Below are 19,122 nucleotides of genomic sequence, written 5' to 3'. Positions count from 1 at the left end.
ATCCCGGGCTTGACCCGGGATCCATTCAGCCGAGAGTCAGGGAGGCTCGCGCCGCCGCGAACCCAGCTGAATGGATCCCTGCTTTCGCAGGGATGACGGGATTTTCCTGGGTAGCGGGAGACCATGGATAGCCCGATTTGGCTTCCAGGAGACGCGCCCTACGCCTTCTTCACCACCAGCAACGTCAGCGCGTTGATCGTCACCAGCACCGTCGCGCCGGTATCGGCGAGGATGGCCGGCCAAAGACCGGTGATGCCGACAATCGTCGTCACCAGGAAGACCGCCTTCAAGCCGAGCGCGATGACGATATTCTGGTGGATGTTCGTCATCGTCCGCCGCGCCAGCCGGATCAACCGGGCGACGTCGCCGACATTGTTGTTGAGGATCGCCGCATCGGCCGTTTCCAGCGCCACGTCGGTGCCACCGCCCATGGCGATACCGACATCGGCGGCGGCCAGCGCCGGCGCGTCGTTGATGCCATCGCCGACCTTGGCAACCTTGGCGCCGCCCGCCTGAAGCTCGCGGATGATGCGTTGCTTATCCTGCGGCAACAGTTCGGCCCGAACTTCGATGCCGAGATCGCCGCCAACCGCCTTGGCCGCGCGCGCGTTGTCGCCAGTCAGCATGATCGGCGAGACATCAAGCGCCGCCAGGGCCGCCAGTCCCTGCTTCGCGTCGGCGCGCGGGCCGTCGCGCATAGCGACGATGCCGACGATGGCGCCGTTGACCAGCAGCACCGATACGCTCTTGCCCTCGCCGCTGAGCGCGGCGATGGCGCTGTCCTGCTCGGCGGTCAGCGTCGTCTGCTCGGCGGCAGCGGCGGCCGAACCCAGCAGCAGCGCATCGGCGCCGACCTTGCCGGTCATGCCCTTGCCAGCGACCGCGGCGATCGCCTCGGCGGCGATTGTCGGCGCTGCCATGTCGGTCGCCTTGCCTAAAATGGCGCGGGCGAGCGGATGGTTGGAGCCGGTTTCAAGCGAGGCCGCGAGGGCAATCACCTCGACCTCCGAGCGACCATAGCCGATGATATCACTGACGACGGGGCGGCCGAGCGTCAGCGTTCCTGTCTTGTCAAACGCGACGCGGTTGATGCTGGCGAGCGTTTCCAGCACGGCGCCGCCCTTCATCAATAGGCCCTGGCGCGCACCGGCCGCAAGCCCGGCAGCGATGGCCGCCGGCGTCGAGATCACCAGCGCGCAGGGGCAGCCGATCAGCAGAATGGCGAGGCCCTTGTAGATCCATTCGCTCCAGCTAGCGCCGACGACCAGCGGCGGACCGACCGCCACCAGCGCGCCAACGACCAGCACGGCCGGGGTGTACCAGCGCGAGAAGCGATCGATAAAGCGCTCGGTCGGTGCCTTAGATTCCTGCGCCTCCTCGACCAGCCGGACGATGCGGGCAATCGTGTTGTCGGAGGCAACCGCCGTTACTTCGACGCGGATGACACCATCGGCGTTGATCGTGCCGGCGAAGACGGTATCGCCGACGCCCTTGCGCTTCGGCACGCTTTCGCCCGTTACCGGCGCTTCATCGATGGCGCTCTCGCCCTCGATGATCAGGCCATCGGCGGCGATACGATCGCCAGGACGGATCTGGATGATCGAGCCGAGCGTGAGCTCGGCCGCCGGAATTTCACGCGTGCCGCCGGCTTCCTCGACGCGGGCGGTCTCCGGAAGCAAGGTGGCAAGGCCCCGAATGCTGGAGCGCGCCCGGCGGGCGGCAACGCCTTCCAGCAGTTCGCCGATCAGGAACAGGAAGACGACCATCGCCGCTTCCTCGCCCGCACCGATCAGCACAGCGCCGACGGCAGCGATCGTCATCAACATCTCGATGGAAAACGGCGTGCCATAGCGCGCCGCCATGAAGGCGCGGCGGGCGATCGGCACCAGTCCGACCAGCATGGCGACCGCGAAAGCAATCTGGCGAACGTCCGGGAAGAACTGCGCGACGATGAAGGCGACGACGATCGCCGCGCCCGCCGTCAGCGTCAGGCGCGCCTTCTTCGACTGCCACCAGGCGCCGTCATCCTCGCCGGCATCATGGCCATGCAGATCGAGAGGTGGCGCCGCCTTGGCCGGAACAGCCGGCGTCGCGAGTTCATGACCAGGGGCGTGGTCATGATCATGAGAGCCGTGATCATGGGAATGGCCGCCACAAGACGCATCGTGATCGTGATGGCCATCACCCTGGTCATTGTGTGGATGCGCCGGCTCGGACGGGGCTGAGCGGCCCACGAGCGGAGCGATGCCATAACCAAGCTTCGTCACAATCGTCTGGATCGGATCGGCCGGATCTGCCGCATCGCCGCGCTGTACGGTCATCGTGCCGGCCGACACGGAAACGGAGACATCCTCGACGCCGGCAATGCGACGCACGGCGGTGTCGATCTTCTGCGCGCACGAAGCGCAATCCATGCCGGTGATGCGATAGCGGTCTTGAATACCCATGATCTGCTCTCGATTTCAGCCTCGTGGCGCAAGGCTCTTGCGTGTTTCGAGAATGAGCCTACATGCTCTAGCAACTAGAGGATCAAGAGGTAATTTTCATGAGCCGGACGGTTCCGATCGGCACGGTTTCTCGCGAGACCGGCATCAAGGTTCCCACCATCCGCTATTATGAAGAGGTCGGTCTGCTGCCCTCGCCGGCGCGCACCGACAGCAATCGGCGCAGCTATGACGCTGCTGCGGTACAGCGGCTGCGCTTCATTCGGCACGCAAGGGAACTGGGGTTTGAAGTCGAGGCGATCCGACAGTTGCTGACGCTCTCCGACCAGCCGGACCGTTCCTGCGCCGATGTCGATGTGATTGCGCGCAGCCATCTGGCCGAGATCGACGAGAAGATCGCCAGGCTGACCGCGCTCCGCTCCGAAGTGCAGCGCATGGTCGATGAAGGCGAACACGGCCGCGTCGCCGAATGCCGGGTCATCGAGGTGCTGGGCGACCACGGTTCGTGCCTGCACGACAGGCATTGAGAATGCCGACTTTCGCCACGTCGCGGAACTTTGCGGCGCTCCTCTCACATTAGGGCGCCAGCACCAGACTTCCCTATGCTTCGGCTGGATGGATCCCTGCTTTCGCAGGGATGACGACTGAGGGTAATTCTGCAATCCTTAATTGCATGACTCCCTGCGTCTACATTCTCGCAAGTTCATACAATGGCACCCTCTATATTGGAGTGACGAGCAATCTACCGCAACGCGTCTGGCAACATCGAGAGGGCCTGTTTGATGGGTTCACCAAACGCTACGGCGTCAAGACGCTGATCTACCGCGAGATCCATGACACGATGGAATCGGCAATCGGTCGCGAAAAGCAGATGAAGCTTTGGAAGCGGTCCTGGAAGATCGAATTGATCGAGCGGAATAATCCGAACTGGCTCGACCTGTACGACACGATCGCGTTGTAACAACTCGCTCTACCGTCATCCCTGCGAAAGCAGGGATCCACTCAGCCGGGTTGCCGACCGTCTATGCGGAAGCAGGACAACCGGATCCCGGGCGTACCCGGGATCCGCGTTAAATCCAGAAAGACCTACGCCTTCGGCCGCTTCGCCGCCTGGGTGTTGAGGTAGACGGCATAGAGGCTCGTCGTGCCGCAGATGTAGAGGCGGTTGCGCTTGCGGGCGCCGAACTCGACATTGGCCACCACTTCCGGAATCCTGATCTTGCCGATTAGGACGCCGTCCGGCGCATAGCAGTTCACGCCGTCGCCACAAGAGCTCCAGATGTTGCCGCTGATGTCGACCCGGAAACCATCGAACAGGCCGATGTCGCTGGTGGCGAAGGTGCGGCCCGAGCCGACAGACTTGCCGTCGGCCGCGACCGGATAGGCGCGAATATCGGGCGAGCAATCGGCCTTGTGCGTGGCGCCGGTGTCGGCCACGTAAAGAATCGACTCATCCGGCGAGAAGGCGATGCCATTCGGGCGCACCATATCGGTGATGACGGCCGTGACAGCGCCGGTGGCCGGGTCAATACGATAGACGTTGCAGGCGCCAATCTCGGACTCGGCCTTGTCGCCCTCATATTCGCCGTCGATGCCGTAGCTCGGATCGGTGAACCAGATCGAGCCGTCCGACTTGACGACGACGTCGTTGGGCGCGTTCAGCTTCTTGCCTTCGAAACGATCGGCAAGAACTTTTCGCGAGCCGTCATGCTCGATGCGGGTGACGGCGCGGCCGAGATGCTCGCAGGCGACGAGACGCCCCTCGAGATCGACCGTGTGGCCATTCTGGTTGTTGCAAGGCGTGGCAAAAACCGAGACGGAACCATCGGTCTCGTCGTAGCGCATCAGCCGATCGTTCGGAATATCCGACCAGATCAGATACTTGCCGGCCGGAAAGTAAGCGGGTCCCTCAGCCCAGCGGCAACCCTCCGCCAGCTTTTCGACGTGCACGTTCCCCATCGCCAGGCGCTTGAAGCGGTCGTCATAGACCACGAAATCCTTATCGAGCATGTCCCCTCCACTATCGACACACGAAAGATGCCGAAGCATAGGCGAAGCAACCTCTGCCGCAAGGGCTTGCTAGCAGCACGTCAACGCATATCCGTGCATAGACAGACTGTTCACCAGGAGTCGTCTTTCAAAAAATGCATGGGCAGCCGAAATATGCTGCGGTGCAAATGAAGGAAGGCTACCCAATGACCAAGGTTCTCGTTCTCTATTATTCCGCTTATGGCCACATCGAGCAGATGGCGGAAGCCGTCGCGGAAGGCGCCCGCTCCACCGGCGCCAAGGTCGACATCAAGCGTGTGCCCGAGCTGGTATCCGATGAAGTCGCCAAGGCATCGTATTACAAGATGGACCAGGCAGCTCCGATCGCCACCCCGGCCGATCTGGCGGACTACGATGCGATCATCGTCGGCGCCGGCACCCGCTTCGGCACGGTCGCCTCGCAGATGCGCAATTTCTGGGACCAGACCGGCGGTCTGTGGGCCAAGGGTCAGCTCGTCGGCAAGGTCGGCTCGATGTTCACTTCGTCGGCGACCCAGCATGGCGGCCAGGAGTCGACCATCCTCGGCTTCATCCCGACCTTCCTGCATCACGGCCTGGCCTATGTCGGCCTGCCCTACGCCTTCCAGGGCCAGACGGGCGTCGAAGAAGTGAAGGGCGGCTCGCCCTACGGTGCCTCGACCATCACCGATGGTGACGGCAGCCGCCAGCCTTCGGCTATCGAGCTCGAGGCTGCCCGGTACCAGGGCGCCCATGTCGCCGCCATCGCCGCCAAGGTTGCCGGCAAGGTCCTGCAGCCGGCATAAGCTGCACCAAAGCTGCCGCGTCCGCCTTCCGGCGTGGCGCTTGGAGACGCCCCGGCCTTTGCCGGGGCGTTTTCGCATCCGGGGTTGGAATTCGAGCCAGGTGCTTGAACCGTCTCGCCTATGCCGCTAGCTCATGCGTATGGCTTCCATATCCTTCGAACGCGACTACGATCCCGCCTATGGCTGCGCCGTCCCGATTGGCGATCAGGTCCGCCGCATGACGGTTCCCAATGGCGGACCGTTCACCTTTCATGGCACCAACAGCTACATTGTCGGGCACGGCGACGTGGCGATCATTGATCCCGGCCCGGACGATCCAGCCCATATCGAAGCGCTGCTGCGCGCCACCGAAGGCGAGCGGATCCGCCACATCATCATCACCCACACGCATCGCGACCACTCGCCGGGCGCGGCACGCCTCAAGGCGCGAACCGGCGCGACCCTGCTTGGCGAAGGCCCGCACCGGCTGGCGAGACCGCTGGCAACAGGCGAAACCAACCGGATGGATGCCAGCGGCGACATGGATTTCGTGCCCGACCGGGCGCTGGTCGATGGCGAGCGGATCGATGGCGGCGATTGGGCGCTGACGGCGATCGCCACCCCCGGTCACGCGGCGAACCATCTGGCCTTCGCATTGGAGGGCACGCCCCTGCTGTTCTCCGGTGACCATGTGATGAAATGGGCGACAACCATCGTCGCGCCGCCCGATGGTTCGATGGCCGACTATATGGCCTCGCTCGACCGGCTGGCCGAGCGGCCCGAGACGATCTACCTGCCCGGCCATGGCGGTCCGGTCGAGGACGCACCCGCCTTCGTTCGCGGGTTGAAGGCGCATCGGCGCATGCGCGAGGTGGCTATCGTCCACCGCATCGGTCGTGGCGACCGGACGATCGCCGAGGTCGTCGCCGCCATCTACCGCGAAACGCCAAAGGCGCTGCATGGCGCCGCCGCGCTCTCCGTGCTTGCGCATCTGGAAGATCTGGTCGCGCGGGAAAGGCTACGCGCGCCAAATGGCGTCACATTGGACGGCATCTTCGAGCCGGTGTGATCAGCGCGGTCGGGGTGAAGCCGGCGGCAAGGGCGGCAGGTCGGATTCGTCAGCTTCCGCCGGCTCGGTAACGCCCTGCAGCGCCGCGTCCAGATCACGGAAAAACGAGCGGATTCGGCGGGCATTATCGCCCAGGTCATGCGCACCGATCCGCGATGCCGAGCGCATGTCGACCAGCGAGCCGTCATCATCGGCCAGGATGCGGATCGCGACATCGACCGGCAAGGCAAGGACCAGCGTCCTGGCGACGGCCTCGATGGACGCATCGGTGTTTTCCAGGTCCGGCGACGTCACAGACCCGACCACCCATCCCCGCGAAACGACCAGCGCCATTGCCGCGTCAAAAACCCGTTCCGGCGACAGCGGATAGTGGCGCGGCAGGATATCGGGATAGGCCGCGGCCTGCTCGGTGTTATCGAGTGGATCTCGGGCGGCCAGCGCGTTCGGCGCCACAAGGCCGAGGACCGGCGAATCGATCGTATCGGTTGAAATATCGGCGAGGCGCGGTAGACGGATCATCTCTTCCACCACGAGCCCCGGCATGGCGAGCGTGGCGATGGCCAGCAGCGAACCGGTCAGAGCCGGCGCGAAGCCGAGCAGCCCGTCCTTCCAGATGGCGTGCATCGCCAGCCCACCCAGCACCAACGCCGCCAGGGCGAGCGCCCAGGCAATGGCGATCACGATGAAGAGCGGCGCGGTGTCGATCTGCCCATAGCGATGCATAACCGCGGCGACGATCAGGAGGGGGATCGGGAGCAGCGCGAGGCGCAATGACCACCGAGCGGTCCTGGCCTGACGCTCGAAAGGGCGCGCGGTCATGCTGTCTCTCCGCAGCCACGCTGCTTCCGGGAACTTGGGACGACAAGTCTAGCGCAGCCAGCGGGCATTCCTATCCTGCAAACTCCTTTAACAATCATTGTCCTCAGGCGTGGCTCTTTAACCATTTTATAAACCACGAATCCGCCATAATGGAATTTCATACGCGCATCCTCGGGTGCCAGCCGGCAAAGATCGGTACGGCATCCGGCGGAAACGCTCAGGATTTCGAGACTGTCATGACCACTTTGAAGCACCCCCCCTTCCGATCCAAAGCTCAACGCGAGATGGATCAAGACCTGCAGGCCAAGTATGGCGAACTCGGCAACCCCGAGATCGTCGCGGCGATCCTGCAGAAAAAGAAGCTGGAACAGCAGAAGTCTGACCAGATGCATGCTGCTCTGACACCCAGCGATCGGGATTGATCTCCGAGACGACCTGAAGGTTGTCTCGCCGAATCTTTTCGAAAATCAACAGCGGCAACGCTGTGGCGTGGTCTTTGCGACTCCGGTGTGGCCGGATCGCTCGATAGTGGCTGCCTTGCCTGTTGCCGGGCGGCCGCGCGATACCACGACGGGATATGGCGAGCTGGCCGGCGTTACCCAAACGCCTGCCAAAGCAGCGACGCGGCGATCGAAAACATCACCAGGCCGATCACGATGTCGAGGATCTGCCAGGCGATAGGCCGGGCAAACAGCGGCGCCAGCAGCCGGGCGCCATAGCCCAGCGCATAGAACCAGACGCAGGACGCCATCATCGCGCCGAGCCCGAAGGCGAGCCGCGCCTCCCCCGCATGCCGCGCCGACAGCGAACCGAGCAGCACGACGGTGTCGAGATAGACATGCGGATTGAGGAAGGTGAGCGCAGCGACCGTTGCCAACGCCGGTCCGAGCCGTGATTCCGCCGCGCCGACTACCGAGAGCCCCTCGATCTGGGAGGCGCGCCGGATCGCCATCGCACCGTAGACGGTCAGGAACGCCGCCCCGGCCAGCGTCACGATGAACAGAAGGCGCGGCATCGCCTGAACCAGCGAGCCCAGGCCGCCGACGCCGGCCGCGATCAGCAGAGCATCCGCCAGGAAGCAGAAGGTCGCGATCGGAAAGACATGACGTCGCGCCAAACCCTGCCGAAGCACAAAAGCGTTCTGCGCCCCGATGGCGACGATCAAACTCCCGCCAAGAAGAAAGCCCTCGATGGCAGGCTGGAGAATTTCGGTCATTGGCAGGCTTTCGGGCAGACGGGATGCGGCGGGACTTCCGGGAAGCTTTAGGCGACGACGCCCTCGTCGTCACGCTAGAAACCCGGCCGCCCGCCTCTTGTCGTGGTCAGAATAGTTTGAGCTGCCCGCTATCGACTGGCTTTTCCGACTTCTTCTTACTGGAAGCCTCCGGCACGACGTCCAGGACCGCGCGCGCCTGGATTGCCGGATCATCATTGCGAAAGCTGTTGACGCCGGCGCCGATCGGGATCGGCTCGAAGGTGCCATCCGGTGGCGGCAACAGCACCTGCCCGGCATTCGCGTCTCTTTCGGCGTCGAGACCGAGCCAAAGATCATATTGCTCCCGGCGGACCACCACCGGCATCCGCTCATGGATCGGCGCCAGCTCGCGATTGGCGGCGGTCGTCAGGATCGTCGCCGTATCGATGATGTTGCCCTTGTCGTCAGCCCACTCGTCCCAGAGCCCGGCAAAGGCGATGACGCCGCCGCTGGCTGGCTGCAGATAGAAGGGCTGCTTCCGGCCGTTGGCGTCCTTGCGCCATTCATAAAAGCCCGTCGCCGGAATCAGGCACCGCCGATGGCGATAGGCACCGCGAAAGGCCGGCTTTTCGGCCGCCGTTTCCGAGCGGGCATTGAACAGGAGCGGCATGGCGGCCATGTCTTTGGTCCATGACGGGATCAGCCCCCACCGCACCAGCGCCGGCCGCCGCTGCCCTCTTTCGCCGCGCACGATCAGGATCGGCTGCGTCGGCGCAATGTTGTAGCGCGGAGGAAACCACTCGATGCGGATCATCGAGAATTCGGCTTCGACATCCTCCGGCTGCACCGCGAGGGCGTAGCGTCCACACATCCAAATTTCTCCAACTCAGGCCGCCGCGGCGCTTTGGTAAAGACTTCGTAAGGAAGCACCGCTAACGATCAGCATCGTATCATTTTCTCGCCGCGTATTTGCGATGTCGCGTGCCGCTATCGCATCCTGGGAGACACGCATGCAGTTCGGGCCGGCGCCGCCGGAAAGCAATTATCTGAATCACGCCGAGGATCTGGCGCTGCTTCTCGAGACATTGCCGCACCGGCTCGACCTCGTCGACGGCGTTCTGGCCTGGAGGCCGGAACACCAGAGGCATGTGCTCGCGACCGCCGCCGGTCATAGCGACCGCGTGCGGCTCGATCGACTGGCGACGCTGCTTGACCGGAAGGCCGCCGCGGCGCAGGACGCCGTCCGCGAGGCGGTGCGAACCGGAAAGCTCGACCTGCTCTGGCCAATCGCTTCCCTGGCCATGAAAGAGATCCGACCCGTCATCGCCGAGGCGCGCGACGCCATCGCGCATTCGGGACCGGCGATGCAATCTCCCGCTTCGAACGAACCGCATGACACGCTTGCCCACCGCGACCCTCTTGCCCCCCATGACCGCCTTGCCCCCCATGACCGCCTTGCCCGCCATGACCGCCTTGCCCGCACAGCCTGATCCGGCAGGGCCGGTTCTCGGCGTCAGCGTAGCCGTCTGGCGCGATGACAAGGTCTTGCTGATCCAGCGCGGGCATGATCCCTGGCGCGGCGCCTGGTCCCTGCCCGGCGGTCGGGTCGAACGCGGCGAAACCTTGGCCGAAGCGGCAGCCCGCGAACTGATGGAAGAAACAGGGCTCGTCATCGCGTCCCCTCGCCTCGTCGAAACACTGGATGCGATCGATCGGGCAGAAGACGGCACGGTGCGCGGTCATTTCGTCATCATCGTCTTCACGGCGGAAGCGACAGGCACGCCGGTCGCATCCTCCGATGCGGACGCCTTCGGCTGGTTCACCCTGGACGGCATCGACTCTGTGAAAACAACGCCAGGGTTGAAGCGCATCGTCGCGCTCTCTGCGCCGACTTGACCGCGTATTCGTCGCCGCGACGCCGGTTCACCTTGCGGCGCGACGCCGGGCAAATCATGATCCCGTCCGATCTCCCGGTCGAACGGGCAAAACGGCAAGCAGGATCGGCGTGACCAAGCCAAGACGCATTTCTGGACGGATGGCGGGGATCTCGCTGGCGCTGCTGCTGGCTGCCTCGCCTCTCGCGGCTCTTGCCCAGGCAACTGCTGGCGCCGGTGCCGGCACAGGCGCCGCCGATCCACCCTACGAACAGCAACTCCAGCGACTTTCGGAAATTCTCGGCGCGCTACACTATCTCCGGCCGCTTTGCGGCGCGGAGGAGCCCAGTGTCTGGCGCGACCAGATGGACCAGATCCTCACCGCCGAAGACCCGACGCCCGAGCGCCGGGCGCGGATCGTCTCGCAGTTCAACCGCGGCTATTCAAGTTTCGCGACAATATATCGAAGCTGCACCCCGGCGGCTCTTACGGCAGTCGACCGCTACATGGCGGAAGGAACGAAGCTGACCCGCGACATCACGGCGCGCTACGGTCGCTGATCACCTGTGTTAACCAGTCGCAGCGAATTGTTATCGACATCTTAACCTCCCCTTCAGGATCTCGGCCCGGTTCCCGCCGCTCGTGCTACCCTGCGGATGAGGGCGATTCGATTTCTGCCCATTCATGATGCGGAAAGCAGGCGACCCCATGGAACACGATCCCGACGAGATCGAGATTGCCGAACAGAAGCGTGCGGCCCTCGCCTATCTGACGGAAGCCTGGGATGAGGCGATCGCCGAAGGCATCGAGCCGGACATTCTCGCGCACGCTGCGCTGTTCGCTGCTCTGTCGGACCTGATCGACACCTATGGCGAGGATGCCGTCGCGGATCTCGCCGTTTCGCTGCCGGACCGCGTCCGTCGCGGCGAATTCACGCTGCAGCGTACGATTCAATAGCAGACTGGCGGCAACGTCATTTCAAGCCGAAGCCCCGCGGCGGTGACGCCGGCGGGGCTTTATCATGTCTGGCGCACGCCGGACTTCAGACGCCGGATCGCAGGACACCGTGGCTTGGCCGTTTCCGGCCTGTCGGGTATGACTGACAAACGCAGGTAGGAGACAGGCATGCTCGATCGCTGGACAATCGCGGCAATCGCTATCGCGATGATGATGATCGGGACGAGCCCGTCGCATGCGCTCGTCGCCGGCGAGACGAAATCCGTGCCGACAATGAGCATCACGATTCCACCGGACCCCGAAGACGACGGCGCCGACGATTCCGCCGACGTACAGCCCGCGAACGTCAAGCCCGCCGCCAAGATCTCGCCCGACGAGCCCCTGCCCGTCATCGAGTATGACGTCTCGAAGCTGCCCGAACCTGTCAGACAGTTGCGCGAAAAGCTGCTTGAAGCCGCCAAGACCGGCGACATCACGCAACTGAAGCCGATCATCGATGCCAACAAGTCACCGCCGAACCTCGGCGCTGACGAGGATCAGGACCAGGATCCGATCGCCTTTCTGAAGTCGCTGTCAGGCGATCCCGAAGGCCGTGAGATCCTTGCGATCCTGAGCGAGGTGCTGGATGCCGGCTATGTGCATGTCGATATCGGCACGCCGCAGGAATCCTATGTCTGGCCCTATTTCGCGCGCTACCCGATCAACGCGCTGACGCCGCCGCAGATGGTCGAACTGTTCCGCATTCTGACCTCATCCGACTTTGAAGAGATGAAGAACTTCGGCGCCTACATGTTCTATCGCGTCGGCATCGCGCCGGACGGCACCTGGACCCACTTCGAAGCCGGCGACTGAACGGACCCTGCTGCTGCCCGATTGACCACCACATCGGTTCATGCTTTGTTCTCTTCATAACGGAGGGAACATCATGGACAATATGCAGTTCCATCGCGGACGGCTCATCGATCACATTCAGTTTGTCGTCAGCGACTACGAGGCGAACCGCCGCTTTTACGAGGCGGTTTTTGGAACGCTGGGCATTCCTGTCGTCTACGGAGAGAGCTTCCTCTACGCCGACGACTTCATGGTCAGCCAAGGCACGCAGACGACCGGACGTTGCCATATCGCCTTCCAGGCCAAGGATCCGTCGACTGTGGACGCGTTCCACGCGGCGGGGCTCGCGGCAGGCGGACGCGATAATGGCGCCCCCGGCCCGCGCGACTATCACCCGAACTACTACGCCGCTTTTCTGATCGACCCTGCCGGAAACAATATTGAAGCCGTCAACCACGGCCCCGCCAGGCGTTCGGCGGAATCCGTGGTGATCGAGGCGATCTGATCCGGAAGTCGGGTTCCAAGGCGCGAGCGTCGAAACTCGCGGACCATGGCTCCGGGCTTGAAAACAGGACATGGAGATCGGGCGGAAGCGCCGCGAGTTGGCAGGGAGCTACCGCCCGATGATGCCTTGCGATCTATCAGACCGGACGCAGCGTCTCGAGGAACTGGATCGCTTCGCCGGTCGAAGGTTCGGTGATCTCGCCTTCCCACATCACGCGGCGACCGCGCACAACTGTTCCGACCGGCCAGCCGATGACGCGCTTGCCGTCATAGGGGGTCCAGCCGGCGCGCGATGCGATCCATTTGTTGGTGATCGTCTCGCGCCGCTTCATGTCGACGATGGTGAGGTCCGCGTCATAGCCCACGGCGATACGGCCCTTGCGCGCCATGCCGAAGATCCGGGCGGGACCCGCCGAGGTCAAATCGACGAGGCGCTCCAGCGTCAGGCGACCGTTGTTGACGTGATCCAGCATGATCGGCACCAGCGTCTGCACGCCAGTCATGCCGGAGGGCGAGGCCGGATAGGGCTTGGCCTTTTCTTCCAGCGTATGCGGCGCGTGGTCGGAGCCGAGCACATCGATGACGCCCTGCGAGACACCCTTCCAGACACCCGTGCGATGGCGGGCATCGCGGATCGGCGGGTTCATCTGCAAGAGCGTTCCGAGCTTTGCATAGTCATCGGACGACAGCGTCAGGTGATGCGGCGTCGCCTCGGCGGTGGCGACATCCTTGTGCAGCGCCAGGAAGTCGATCTCTTCGGCGGTCGAGATGTGAAGAACGTGGATGCGCGCGCCGGTACGACGGGCAATCGCCACGAGCCGCTCCGTCGCCTGCATGGCAGCGATTTCATCGCGCCAGATCGGATGCGACGACGGATCTCCCTCGACGCGAAACGACTTTCGCGATTCGAGGCGCATCTCGTCTTCGGAATGGAAGGCAGCACGGCGACGGGTCTTGGAGAGGATGGCGGCAATGCCGTCATCGTCGGCCACAAGCAGATTGCCGGTCGAGGAGCCGATGAACACCTTGATGCCTGCGGCACCCGGCAGACGCTCCAGTTCCGGAATGTCGTCGACATTTTCGCGCGTGCCGCCGACCCAGAAGGCAAAATCGCAATGCATGCGGTGATGGGCGCGCGAAACCTTGTCGGCCAGCGCTGCGGCGGTCGTCGTCGTCGGGTTGGTGTTCGGCATCTCGAAGACGCCGGTCACGCCGCCCAGAACAGCGCCGCGCGATCCGGTTTCGAGATCTTCCTTCTGCTCGGCGCCCGGCTCGCGAAAATGAACCTGGGTATCGACGACTCCAGGCAATATATGCAGGCTAGTACAATCGATCACCTTGCCGGCGCGGCGCGGATCGACATCGCCAATGGCGGCGATCCGACCGTCCCGAACCGCGATGTCGAGCGTCCCGGTGCCGTCCTGATTGACGACCGTTCCGTTCCGAAAGAGAAACTCGTAGGTATCCGACATGGCCGCCCTCCCCAATGTCCGCACAATCCGTCGAAGCATGAAGACGGAATGCTGGCTTCGGATTAAGGAAGGCGGACGAACTTCACAAGCGCGTCCTATGCATGGGAACCATGTCTATGAGTAATGGGTCATATGCCAGCCTTGCCGACCGAGGCTCCATCTTCATCGGCGGCCCGGAGGCCGAGACGTTCCTGCAGAATATCATCACGACCGACATGGGTCGCGTGGTTTCGAGCGGTGCGGGATTTGGCGCGCTGCTGTCGCCGCAGGGCAAGATCCTGTTCGACTTCATCGTGCTGGCAACGGAAGGCGGCTTTCTTTTTGATCTGCCGCGCGGGCTGGTGGCCGACTTCCAGAAGCGGATGACGCTCTATCGGCTGCGCGCCAAGGTCGAGATCGCCAATCGAAGCGAGAGCGATCAGATCGTCGCCTTCTGGGGCAGCGAGACCGTTCCGAATCTCTCGGGCGCTGTCGCGCGCGATCCGCGCCTGGCCGCGCTCGGATTTCGCGCGATCGTACCGGTCGATTCGCCGCTGGACACCTCGGGCTATGAGGCAGCGACCGAGGCGGATTATCACGCCTGGCGCACAGGCCTGACGGTGCCCGAAGGCGGACGGGACTTCCCGTTCGGCGACGCGTTTCCCCATGATGTCGACATGGACGATCTCGGCGGGCTCGATTTCCGCAAGGGCTGCTATGTCGGCCAGGAGATCGTCTCGCGCATGGAGCATCGTGGCACGGCCCGTCGTCGCGCCGTCGCCATTGCCGGTGAAAGCGCCCTGCCCGCGGTCGGCACGCCGATCGAGGCCGACGGCAAGCCGCTCGGCACCGTGGGCGGCACGGCAGGAAGCGCCGGCATTGGGCTGATCCGGCTCGACCGGGCCAAGCGCGCGCTCGACCAGGGCACGCCGGTGACGGCAGGTGGCGTCCCGCTCACCATCACGCTGCCGTCCTTCGCGAAATTCGACTGGCCGAAAGATGCCGGGGACGACGCATGAGCGCCAGGTCGGCCCCGCCGCGCGTCTGGCAGCGCATGCTCTCCGGTCGCCGGCTCGACCTCGCCGACCCGTCGCCATTCGACATCGAGATCAGCGACATCGCGCATGGGCTTGCCCGCGTCGCTCGGTGGAACGGCCAGACCAGCGGCGCGCATGCCTTTTCGGTAGCGCAGCATTCCGTGCTGGTCGAGCAGATAGCGGGTATTGCCGATCCGACGCTCTCGGCTGCCGGACGGCTGGCAGCCCTGCTGCATGACGCTCCGGAATATGTCGTCGGCGACATGATCTCGCCGTTCAAGGCGTTGGTCGGCGGCGAATACAAGGTGGTCGAGGCGAGGCTACAGGCAGCGATCCATCTGCGCTTCGGCCTGCCCGCAGACCGTCCGATCGCGCTTACCGATGCGATCAAGGCGGCGGACCGGGTGGCCGCCTATTTTGAAGCGACGGAGCTCGCCGGCTTCACCGCGACCGAAGCGGCCAAATTCTTCGGCCGACCGCGCGGCGTGCACAAGGAACAACTGCCGCTCGATCCCTGGCCGACGGCCGAGGCGCAGCGCAAGTTTCTCGAACGCTTCACAGCGCTCGCCGATGCGCTCGCGGGCGAGACCGTTTCGGCGTGACCCGGCGGACGTGAGCCACTACATACCATCCGATATGCCAGCACGGCCTGATGGGCCTGTCGCCCGCACCGACGAAACACACACCGAGACGGTGCAAGGAGAACAACGATGTCCCGTATTCATGTCTGCTCGCTCACCCGTATCGGCGCCACCGTCGCCCAGACCGGCGCCAGCCATCTCGTGACCCTGATCAATGCCGGCACGCCGGTCGAACGCCCCGTCGCCATTCCCGAGGATCGCCACCTCTTCCTCGCCTTCAACGACATCCTGGAGCCGATGGAAGGCATGACGCCGCCGGCGCAAGAGCATGTCACCGCCCTGCTCGATTTCGTTGAAGCCTGGAAGCCGGAGAAGCCGATCGTCATCCACTGCTTCGCCGGTATCAGCCGCTCGACCGCCGCCGCCTTCATCACGGTCTGCGCACTACGTCCCGAACGCGACGAGGCCGAGATCGCCCAGTTGATCCGCGCCGGCTCGCCTTCCGCGACGCCGAACCTGCGGCTGGTTCGGTTTGCCGATGAAGTCCTTGGTCGTCGTGGCCGCATGGTCAGCGCCATCGAGGCGATCGGCCGCGGTCGCGACGCGTTCGAGGGCCACCCCTTCTCGCTCGACCTCGACGTTGCGCGATAAGGGGCGGCGGGGGGCTCCCTGTACTCTCCCGCATCCCTTGGATGGATTGGCACGCGCTCGCCATCGGGTGCGCGCCAATCGACGCACCACCCATGCTTGTCGATATTCCAATATTTTCGTGTTGCAGCGCACTAAGAGCTTGATCTAGCTAGAGGTGCGACGGTCGATGCCGCCTGTCGCAGGAGCGTGCGTCATGACGAAATGGGTCTACACCTTTGGGGGAGGCCGCGCCGAGGGCGACGGCGCGCTGAAGGAGATCCTTGGCGCCAAGGGTGCCGGCCTCGCCGAGATGAGTGCGCTCGGCCTGCCCGTGCCGCCGGGCTTCACCATCTCGACCGAAATCTGCCGCCATTTTCTCGCGACCGAGGGCGCCTTTCCGGCCGAACTCGAACGCCAGGTTGCCGCCGCCCTCGACGGCATAGCCAAGGTCGCCGGCCATCAATTTGGCGACGCAGAGCACCCGCTACTCGTTTCCGTGCGTTCCGGCGCCGCCGTGTCGATGCCCGGCATGATGGACACCGTCCTCAATCTCGGCCTCAACGACGAGACGGTCGAAGGGCTGGCGCAGGTCTCGGACGATCGCCGCTTTGCCTTCGACAGCTATCGCCGTTTCATCCAGATGTATGGCGACGTCGTGCTTGGCCTCGATCATTCCGTGTTCGAGGAGAGGCTTGAGGACTACAAGCTCGAGCGCGGCTTCACACTCGATACCGATCTGGATGCCGGCGATTGGCAGGCGGTATGCGACCTGTTCAAGGCGCTGGTCGCTGAAGAACTGGAAGCCCCCTTCCCCCAGACGCCGCACGAACAGCTCTGGGGTGCGATCTCGGCCGTCATCCGCTCGTGGAACAACCCGCGCGCCAAAGCCTACCGACGCATCAATAGCTTGCCCGATGGTGGCGGCACCGCCGTTACCGTCCAAGCCATGGTGTTCGGCAATCTCGGCGAGACCTCGGCGACGGGTGTCGCCTTCACCCGCCACCCCTCGACGGGCGAGAAGATCCTGTGGGGCGAATACTTGCCCAACGCACAGGGCGAGGATGTCGTCTCCGGCATGCGCACGCCGCAGGACCTGACCGAATTCGCGCGCTGCGAAACCGGCTCCGAACTGCCATCGATGGAAACCGCCATGCCGGCGGTGTTCGCGGAGTTTCGCGCCGTCTGCGACGCGCTCGAAAAGCACCATCGCGACGTGCTGGACCTTGAATTCACGGTGGAGCGCGGCCGGCTCTGGATGCTGCAGGCTCGCCCCGCCAAGCGCACCATCCACGCCGCGCTCAAGACTGCCGTCGACATGGCGCATGAAGGGTTGATCACGCGCGCCGAAGCCGTCGCCCGGATCGAGCCGCGCACGCTCGAACAGCTCCTGCACCCGACCATCGATCCCGAATCGGGCGGCGACATTTTTGCCCGCGGGCTTCCGGCATCGCCGGGTGCTGCCAGCGGCACGGTCGTGTTCACCTCGGAAGAGGCCGAGATCGCCCGCACCCAGGGCCGCAAGGTAATCCTGGTACGGGTAGAGACCAGCCCGGAAGACGTGCACGGCATGCATGCGGCACGTGGCATCCTGACGACGCGCGGCGGCATGACCAGCCACGCGGCGGTGGTGGCGCGCGGCATGGGCAAGCCCTGCGTTTCCGGCGCCGGCACCATCCGCGTCGATTTCCACGCCGGCACGATGTCGGCCGGCGGCCGCACGATCCATCGTGGCGACACCATCACCATCGATGGCGGCACCGGCCAGGTGCTGCTGGGCGCGGTGCCGCTGCGCGAGCCGGAACTTTCCGGCGCCTTCGCCGAGTTGATGGAATGGGCCGACACGTTCCGCGTCCTGAAGATCCGCACCAATGTCGACACGCCGTCCGATGCGCGCGCCGCGCGCGGCTTTGGCGCCGAAGGCATCGGCCTTTGCCGCACCGAGCACATGTTCTTTGACGCACGCCGCATCGTCGCCGTGCGCGAGATGATCTTGGCCGAGACCCGCTCCACCCGCGCCGAGGCACTGGCTAAACTGCTTCCGATGCAGCGCAGCGATTTCGCGTCGCTGTTCGAGATCATGTCGGGCCTGCCGGTGACGATCCGCCTGCTCGATCCGCCGCTGCATGAATTCCTGCCAAAGGGCGAAGCGGAGATCGCCGAACTTGCTTCCGTGATGGGGATTTCGCCGGCGAAGATCCGAGCCAGCACCCACGCTCTTTCAGAAGCGAACCCAATGCTCGGTCATCGCGGTGTGCGGCTGGCCATCTCCTTCCCCGAGATCGTCGAGATGCAGGCGCGCGCCATCCTGGAGGCGGCGCTCGACGTCGCCGACCAGACGGGGACGCCGGTCGATCTCGAAATCATGGTGCCGCTGATCGCCAGCAAGTCGGAACTCGATCTGGTCAACAGCCACATACGTGCGGCAGAATCGCTCGTTCGCAAGATTCACGGCCGGGCGCCGAGCTATCAGTTGGGCACGATGATCGAGCTGCCGCGCGCAGCGCTTGCCGCCGGCGAACTGGCGAAGAGCGCGACGTTCTTTTCGTTCGGCACCAATGATCTCACGCAGACGACTTTTGGAATTTCGCGTGACGACGCGGCGACTTACCTGAACACCTATCTCGCCAAGGGCATTCTCCCGCACGATCCTTTCGCCTCGATCGACCGCGAGGGTGTCGGCGAATTGATCCGGATCGCTTGCGATCGCGGGCGGGCGACGCGGCCGGATTTGAAGCTCGGTGTGTGCGGCGAGCACGGCGGCGACCCCGCCTCGATCCACTTTTTCGCCGAAATTAACCTTGATTACGTCTCGTGTTCCCCGTTCCGGGTGCCTGTCGCCCGCCTCGCGGCCGCTCAGGCCGCCTTGCAAAACAGAGACCGAGCCGATTTTTCCTTCCCGCTTCGAACTCCCGTCACCGACCCAACGGCTCGTTAACCG

General features: G+C 64.3%; 21 protein-coding genes. 15 read left to right on the top strand and 6 right to left on the bottom strand.

Annotated elements, in window-relative coordinates; translation table 11 throughout:
* Positions 1–158: 158 nt before the first annotated feature.
* Positions 159–2,447, bottom strand: coding sequence for a heavy metal translocating P-type ATPase (locus tag OSH12_RS00270; RefSeq protein WP_266341500.1), 2,289 nt, complete (start codon positions 2,445–2,447; stop codon positions 159–161).
* A 98-nt stretch (positions 2,448–2,545) separates the two neighbouring features.
* Here OSH12_RS00270 and OSH12_RS00265 point away from each other — a divergent pair, with 98 nt between their 5' ends.
* Both OSH12_RS00265 and OSH12_RS00260 read left to right on the top strand, forming a co-directional pair.
* Positions 2,546–2,971, top strand: coding sequence for a MerR family transcriptional regulator (locus tag OSH12_RS00265; RefSeq protein ID WP_266341499.1), 426 nt, complete (start codon positions 2,546–2,548; stop codon positions 2,969–2,971).
* Between the two features lie 110 nt (positions 2,972–3,081).
* A complete protein-coding gene (locus tag OSH12_RS00260; RefSeq protein ID WP_323180571.1) occupies positions 3,082–3,405 on the top strand; it encodes a GIY-YIG nuclease family protein in 324 nt (107 codons plus the stop codon).
* A 125-nt stretch (positions 3,406–3,530) separates the two neighbouring features.
* On the opposite strand, the gene OSH12_RS00255 is transcribed toward OSH12_RS00260, so the two are convergent.
* The gene (locus OSH12_RS00255) at positions 3,531–4,454 is read right to left on the bottom strand and encodes an SMP-30/gluconolactonase/LRE family protein (RefSeq protein ID WP_266341497.1); all 924 of its coding nucleotides are present in this window, start codon (positions 4,452–4,454) and stop codon (positions 3,531–3,533) included.
* 185 nt (positions 4,455–4,639) lie between these two features.
* Between OSH12_RS00255 and wrbA the strand changes: the two genes are divergently transcribed.
* A complete protein-coding gene (wrbA, locus tag OSH12_RS00250; protein ID WP_266341496.1) occupies positions 4,640–5,257 on the top strand; it encodes an NAD(P)H:quinone oxidoreductase type IV in 618 nt (205 codons plus the stop codon).
* A gap of 139 nt (positions 5,258–5,396) precedes the next feature.
* A complete protein-coding gene (locus OSH12_RS00245) occupies positions 5,397–6,305 on the top strand; it encodes an MBL fold metallo-hydrolase (RefSeq protein WP_266341495.1) in 909 nt (302 codons plus the stop codon).
* On the opposite strand, the gene OSH12_RS00240 is transcribed toward OSH12_RS00245, so the two are convergent.
* On the bottom strand, positions 6,306–7,124 hold the full coding sequence (locus OSH12_RS00240; protein WP_266341494.1) for a DUF1499 domain-containing protein: 819 nt from the start codon (positions 7,122–7,124) through the stop codon (positions 6,306–6,308). It lies immediately after the preceding gene.
* 149 nt (positions 7,125–7,273) lie between these two features.
* Between OSH12_RS00240 and OSH12_RS00235 the strand changes: the two genes are divergently transcribed.
* A complete protein-coding gene (locus OSH12_RS00235) occupies positions 7,274–7,546 on the top strand; it encodes a hypothetical protein (RefSeq protein WP_266341493.1) in 273 nt (90 codons plus the stop codon).
* A gap of 173 nt (positions 7,547–7,719) precedes the next feature.
* Here the strand turns inward: OSH12_RS00235 and OSH12_RS00230 are convergent, their stop codons facing one another.
* Together OSH12_RS00230 and OSH12_RS00225 are read right to left on the bottom strand one after the other, a co-directional pair.
* Entirely contained in the window at positions 7,720–8,331 is a 612-nt protein-coding gene (locus tag OSH12_RS00230; RefSeq protein WP_266342409.1) for a LysE/ArgO family amino acid transporter, read from the bottom strand.
* A 115-nt stretch (positions 8,332–8,446) separates the two neighbouring features.
* Positions 8,447–9,190 (bottom strand): SOS response-associated peptidase, encoded by a 744-nt coding sequence (locus OSH12_RS00225; RefSeq protein WP_266341492.1) that lies wholly within the window; start codon positions 9,188–9,190, stop codon positions 8,447–8,449.
* Positions 9,191–9,329: 139 nt separating this feature from the next.
* Between OSH12_RS00225 and OSH12_RS00220 the strand changes: the two genes are divergently transcribed.
* The 6 genes from OSH12_RS00220 (at position 9,330) to OSH12_RS00195 (ending at position 12,486) form a co-directional block, all read left to right on the top strand.
* Entirely contained in the window at positions 9,330–9,809 is a 480-nt protein-coding gene (locus OSH12_RS00220; protein ID WP_266341491.1) for a hypothetical protein, read from the top strand.
* Positions 9,784–10,215 carry an NUDIX hydrolase gene (locus tag OSH12_RS00215; RefSeq protein ID WP_266341490.1) on the top strand — a complete coding sequence of 144 codons (432 nt, stop codon included), beginning with the start codon at positions 9,784–9,786 and terminating at the stop codon, positions 10,213–10,215. Before OSH12_RS00220 ends, OSH12_RS00215 begins: the two co-directional genes overlap by 26 nt.
* A gap of 109 nt (positions 10,216–10,324) precedes the next feature.
* The gene (locus OSH12_RS00210) at positions 10,325–10,753 is read left to right on the top strand and encodes a TIGR02301 family protein (protein ID WP_266341489.1); all 429 of its coding nucleotides are present in this window, start codon (positions 10,325–10,327) and stop codon (positions 10,751–10,753) included.
* A gap of 148 nt (positions 10,754–10,901) precedes the next feature.
* Entirely contained in the window at positions 10,902–11,150 is a 249-nt protein-coding gene (locus OSH12_RS00205) for a hypothetical protein (protein WP_266333004.1), read from the top strand.
* 168 nt (positions 11,151–11,318) lie between these two features.
* Positions 11,319–12,002: a hypothetical protein gene (locus tag OSH12_RS00200; protein ID WP_266341488.1), complete on the top strand. Its 684-nt coding sequence runs from the start codon at positions 11,319–11,321 to the stop codon at positions 12,000–12,002.
* A gap of 73 nt (positions 12,003–12,075) precedes the next feature.
* Positions 12,076–12,486 carry a VOC family protein gene (locus tag OSH12_RS00195; RefSeq protein ID WP_266341487.1) on the top strand — a complete coding sequence of 137 codons (411 nt, stop codon included), beginning with the start codon at positions 12,076–12,078 and terminating at the stop codon, positions 12,484–12,486.
* Positions 12,487–12,622: 136 nt separating this feature from the next.
* On the opposite strand, the gene OSH12_RS00190 is transcribed toward OSH12_RS00195, so the two are convergent.
* Positions 12,623–13,957: a dihydroorotase gene (locus OSH12_RS00190; RefSeq protein ID WP_266341486.1), complete on the bottom strand. Its 1,335-nt coding sequence runs from the start codon at positions 13,955–13,957 to the stop codon at positions 12,623–12,625.
* Positions 13,958–14,073: 116 nt separating this feature from the next.
* Between OSH12_RS00190 and ygfZ the strand changes: the two genes are divergently transcribed.
* The 4 genes from ygfZ to ppdK all read left to right on the top strand — a co-directional run bounded on the left by ygfZ (position 14,074) and on the right by ppdK (position 19,119).
* Entirely contained in the window at positions 14,074–14,955 is an 882-nt protein-coding gene (gene ygfZ, locus OSH12_RS00185; protein ID WP_266341485.1) for a CAF17-like 4Fe-4S cluster assembly/insertion protein YgfZ, read from the top strand.
* Complete coding sequence (locus OSH12_RS00180; protein WP_266341484.1) at positions 14,952–15,575, top strand: HD family hydrolase; 624 nt, start codon at positions 14,952–14,954, stop codon at positions 15,573–15,575. The genes ygfZ and OSH12_RS00180 overlap by 4 nt, the downstream gene beginning before the upstream one ends.
* Positions 15,576–15,683: 108 nt before the next feature.
* Positions 15,684–16,205 carry a tyrosine phosphatase family protein gene (locus OSH12_RS00175; protein WP_266341483.1) on the top strand — a complete coding sequence of 174 codons (522 nt, stop codon included), beginning with the start codon at positions 15,684–15,686 and terminating at the stop codon, positions 16,203–16,205.
* Positions 16,206–16,398: 193 nt separating this feature from the next.
* The gene (ppdK, locus tag OSH12_RS00170; protein ID WP_266341482.1) at positions 16,399–19,119 is read left to right on the top strand and encodes a pyruvate, phosphate dikinase; all 2,721 of its coding nucleotides are present in this window, start codon (positions 16,399–16,401) and stop codon (positions 19,117–19,119) included.
* Positions 19,120–19,122 lie beyond the last annotated feature (3 nt).

This window comes from Kaistia terrae (assembly GCF_026344005.1).
In the GTDB taxonomy this organism is placed as follows: domain Bacteria; phylum Pseudomonadota; class Alphaproteobacteria; order Rhizobiales; family Kaistiaceae; genus Kaistia; species Kaistia terrae.
The sequence above is the reverse complement of the archived record's forward strand: the minus strand, read 5'-3'. Positions and strand labels throughout refer to the sequence as shown.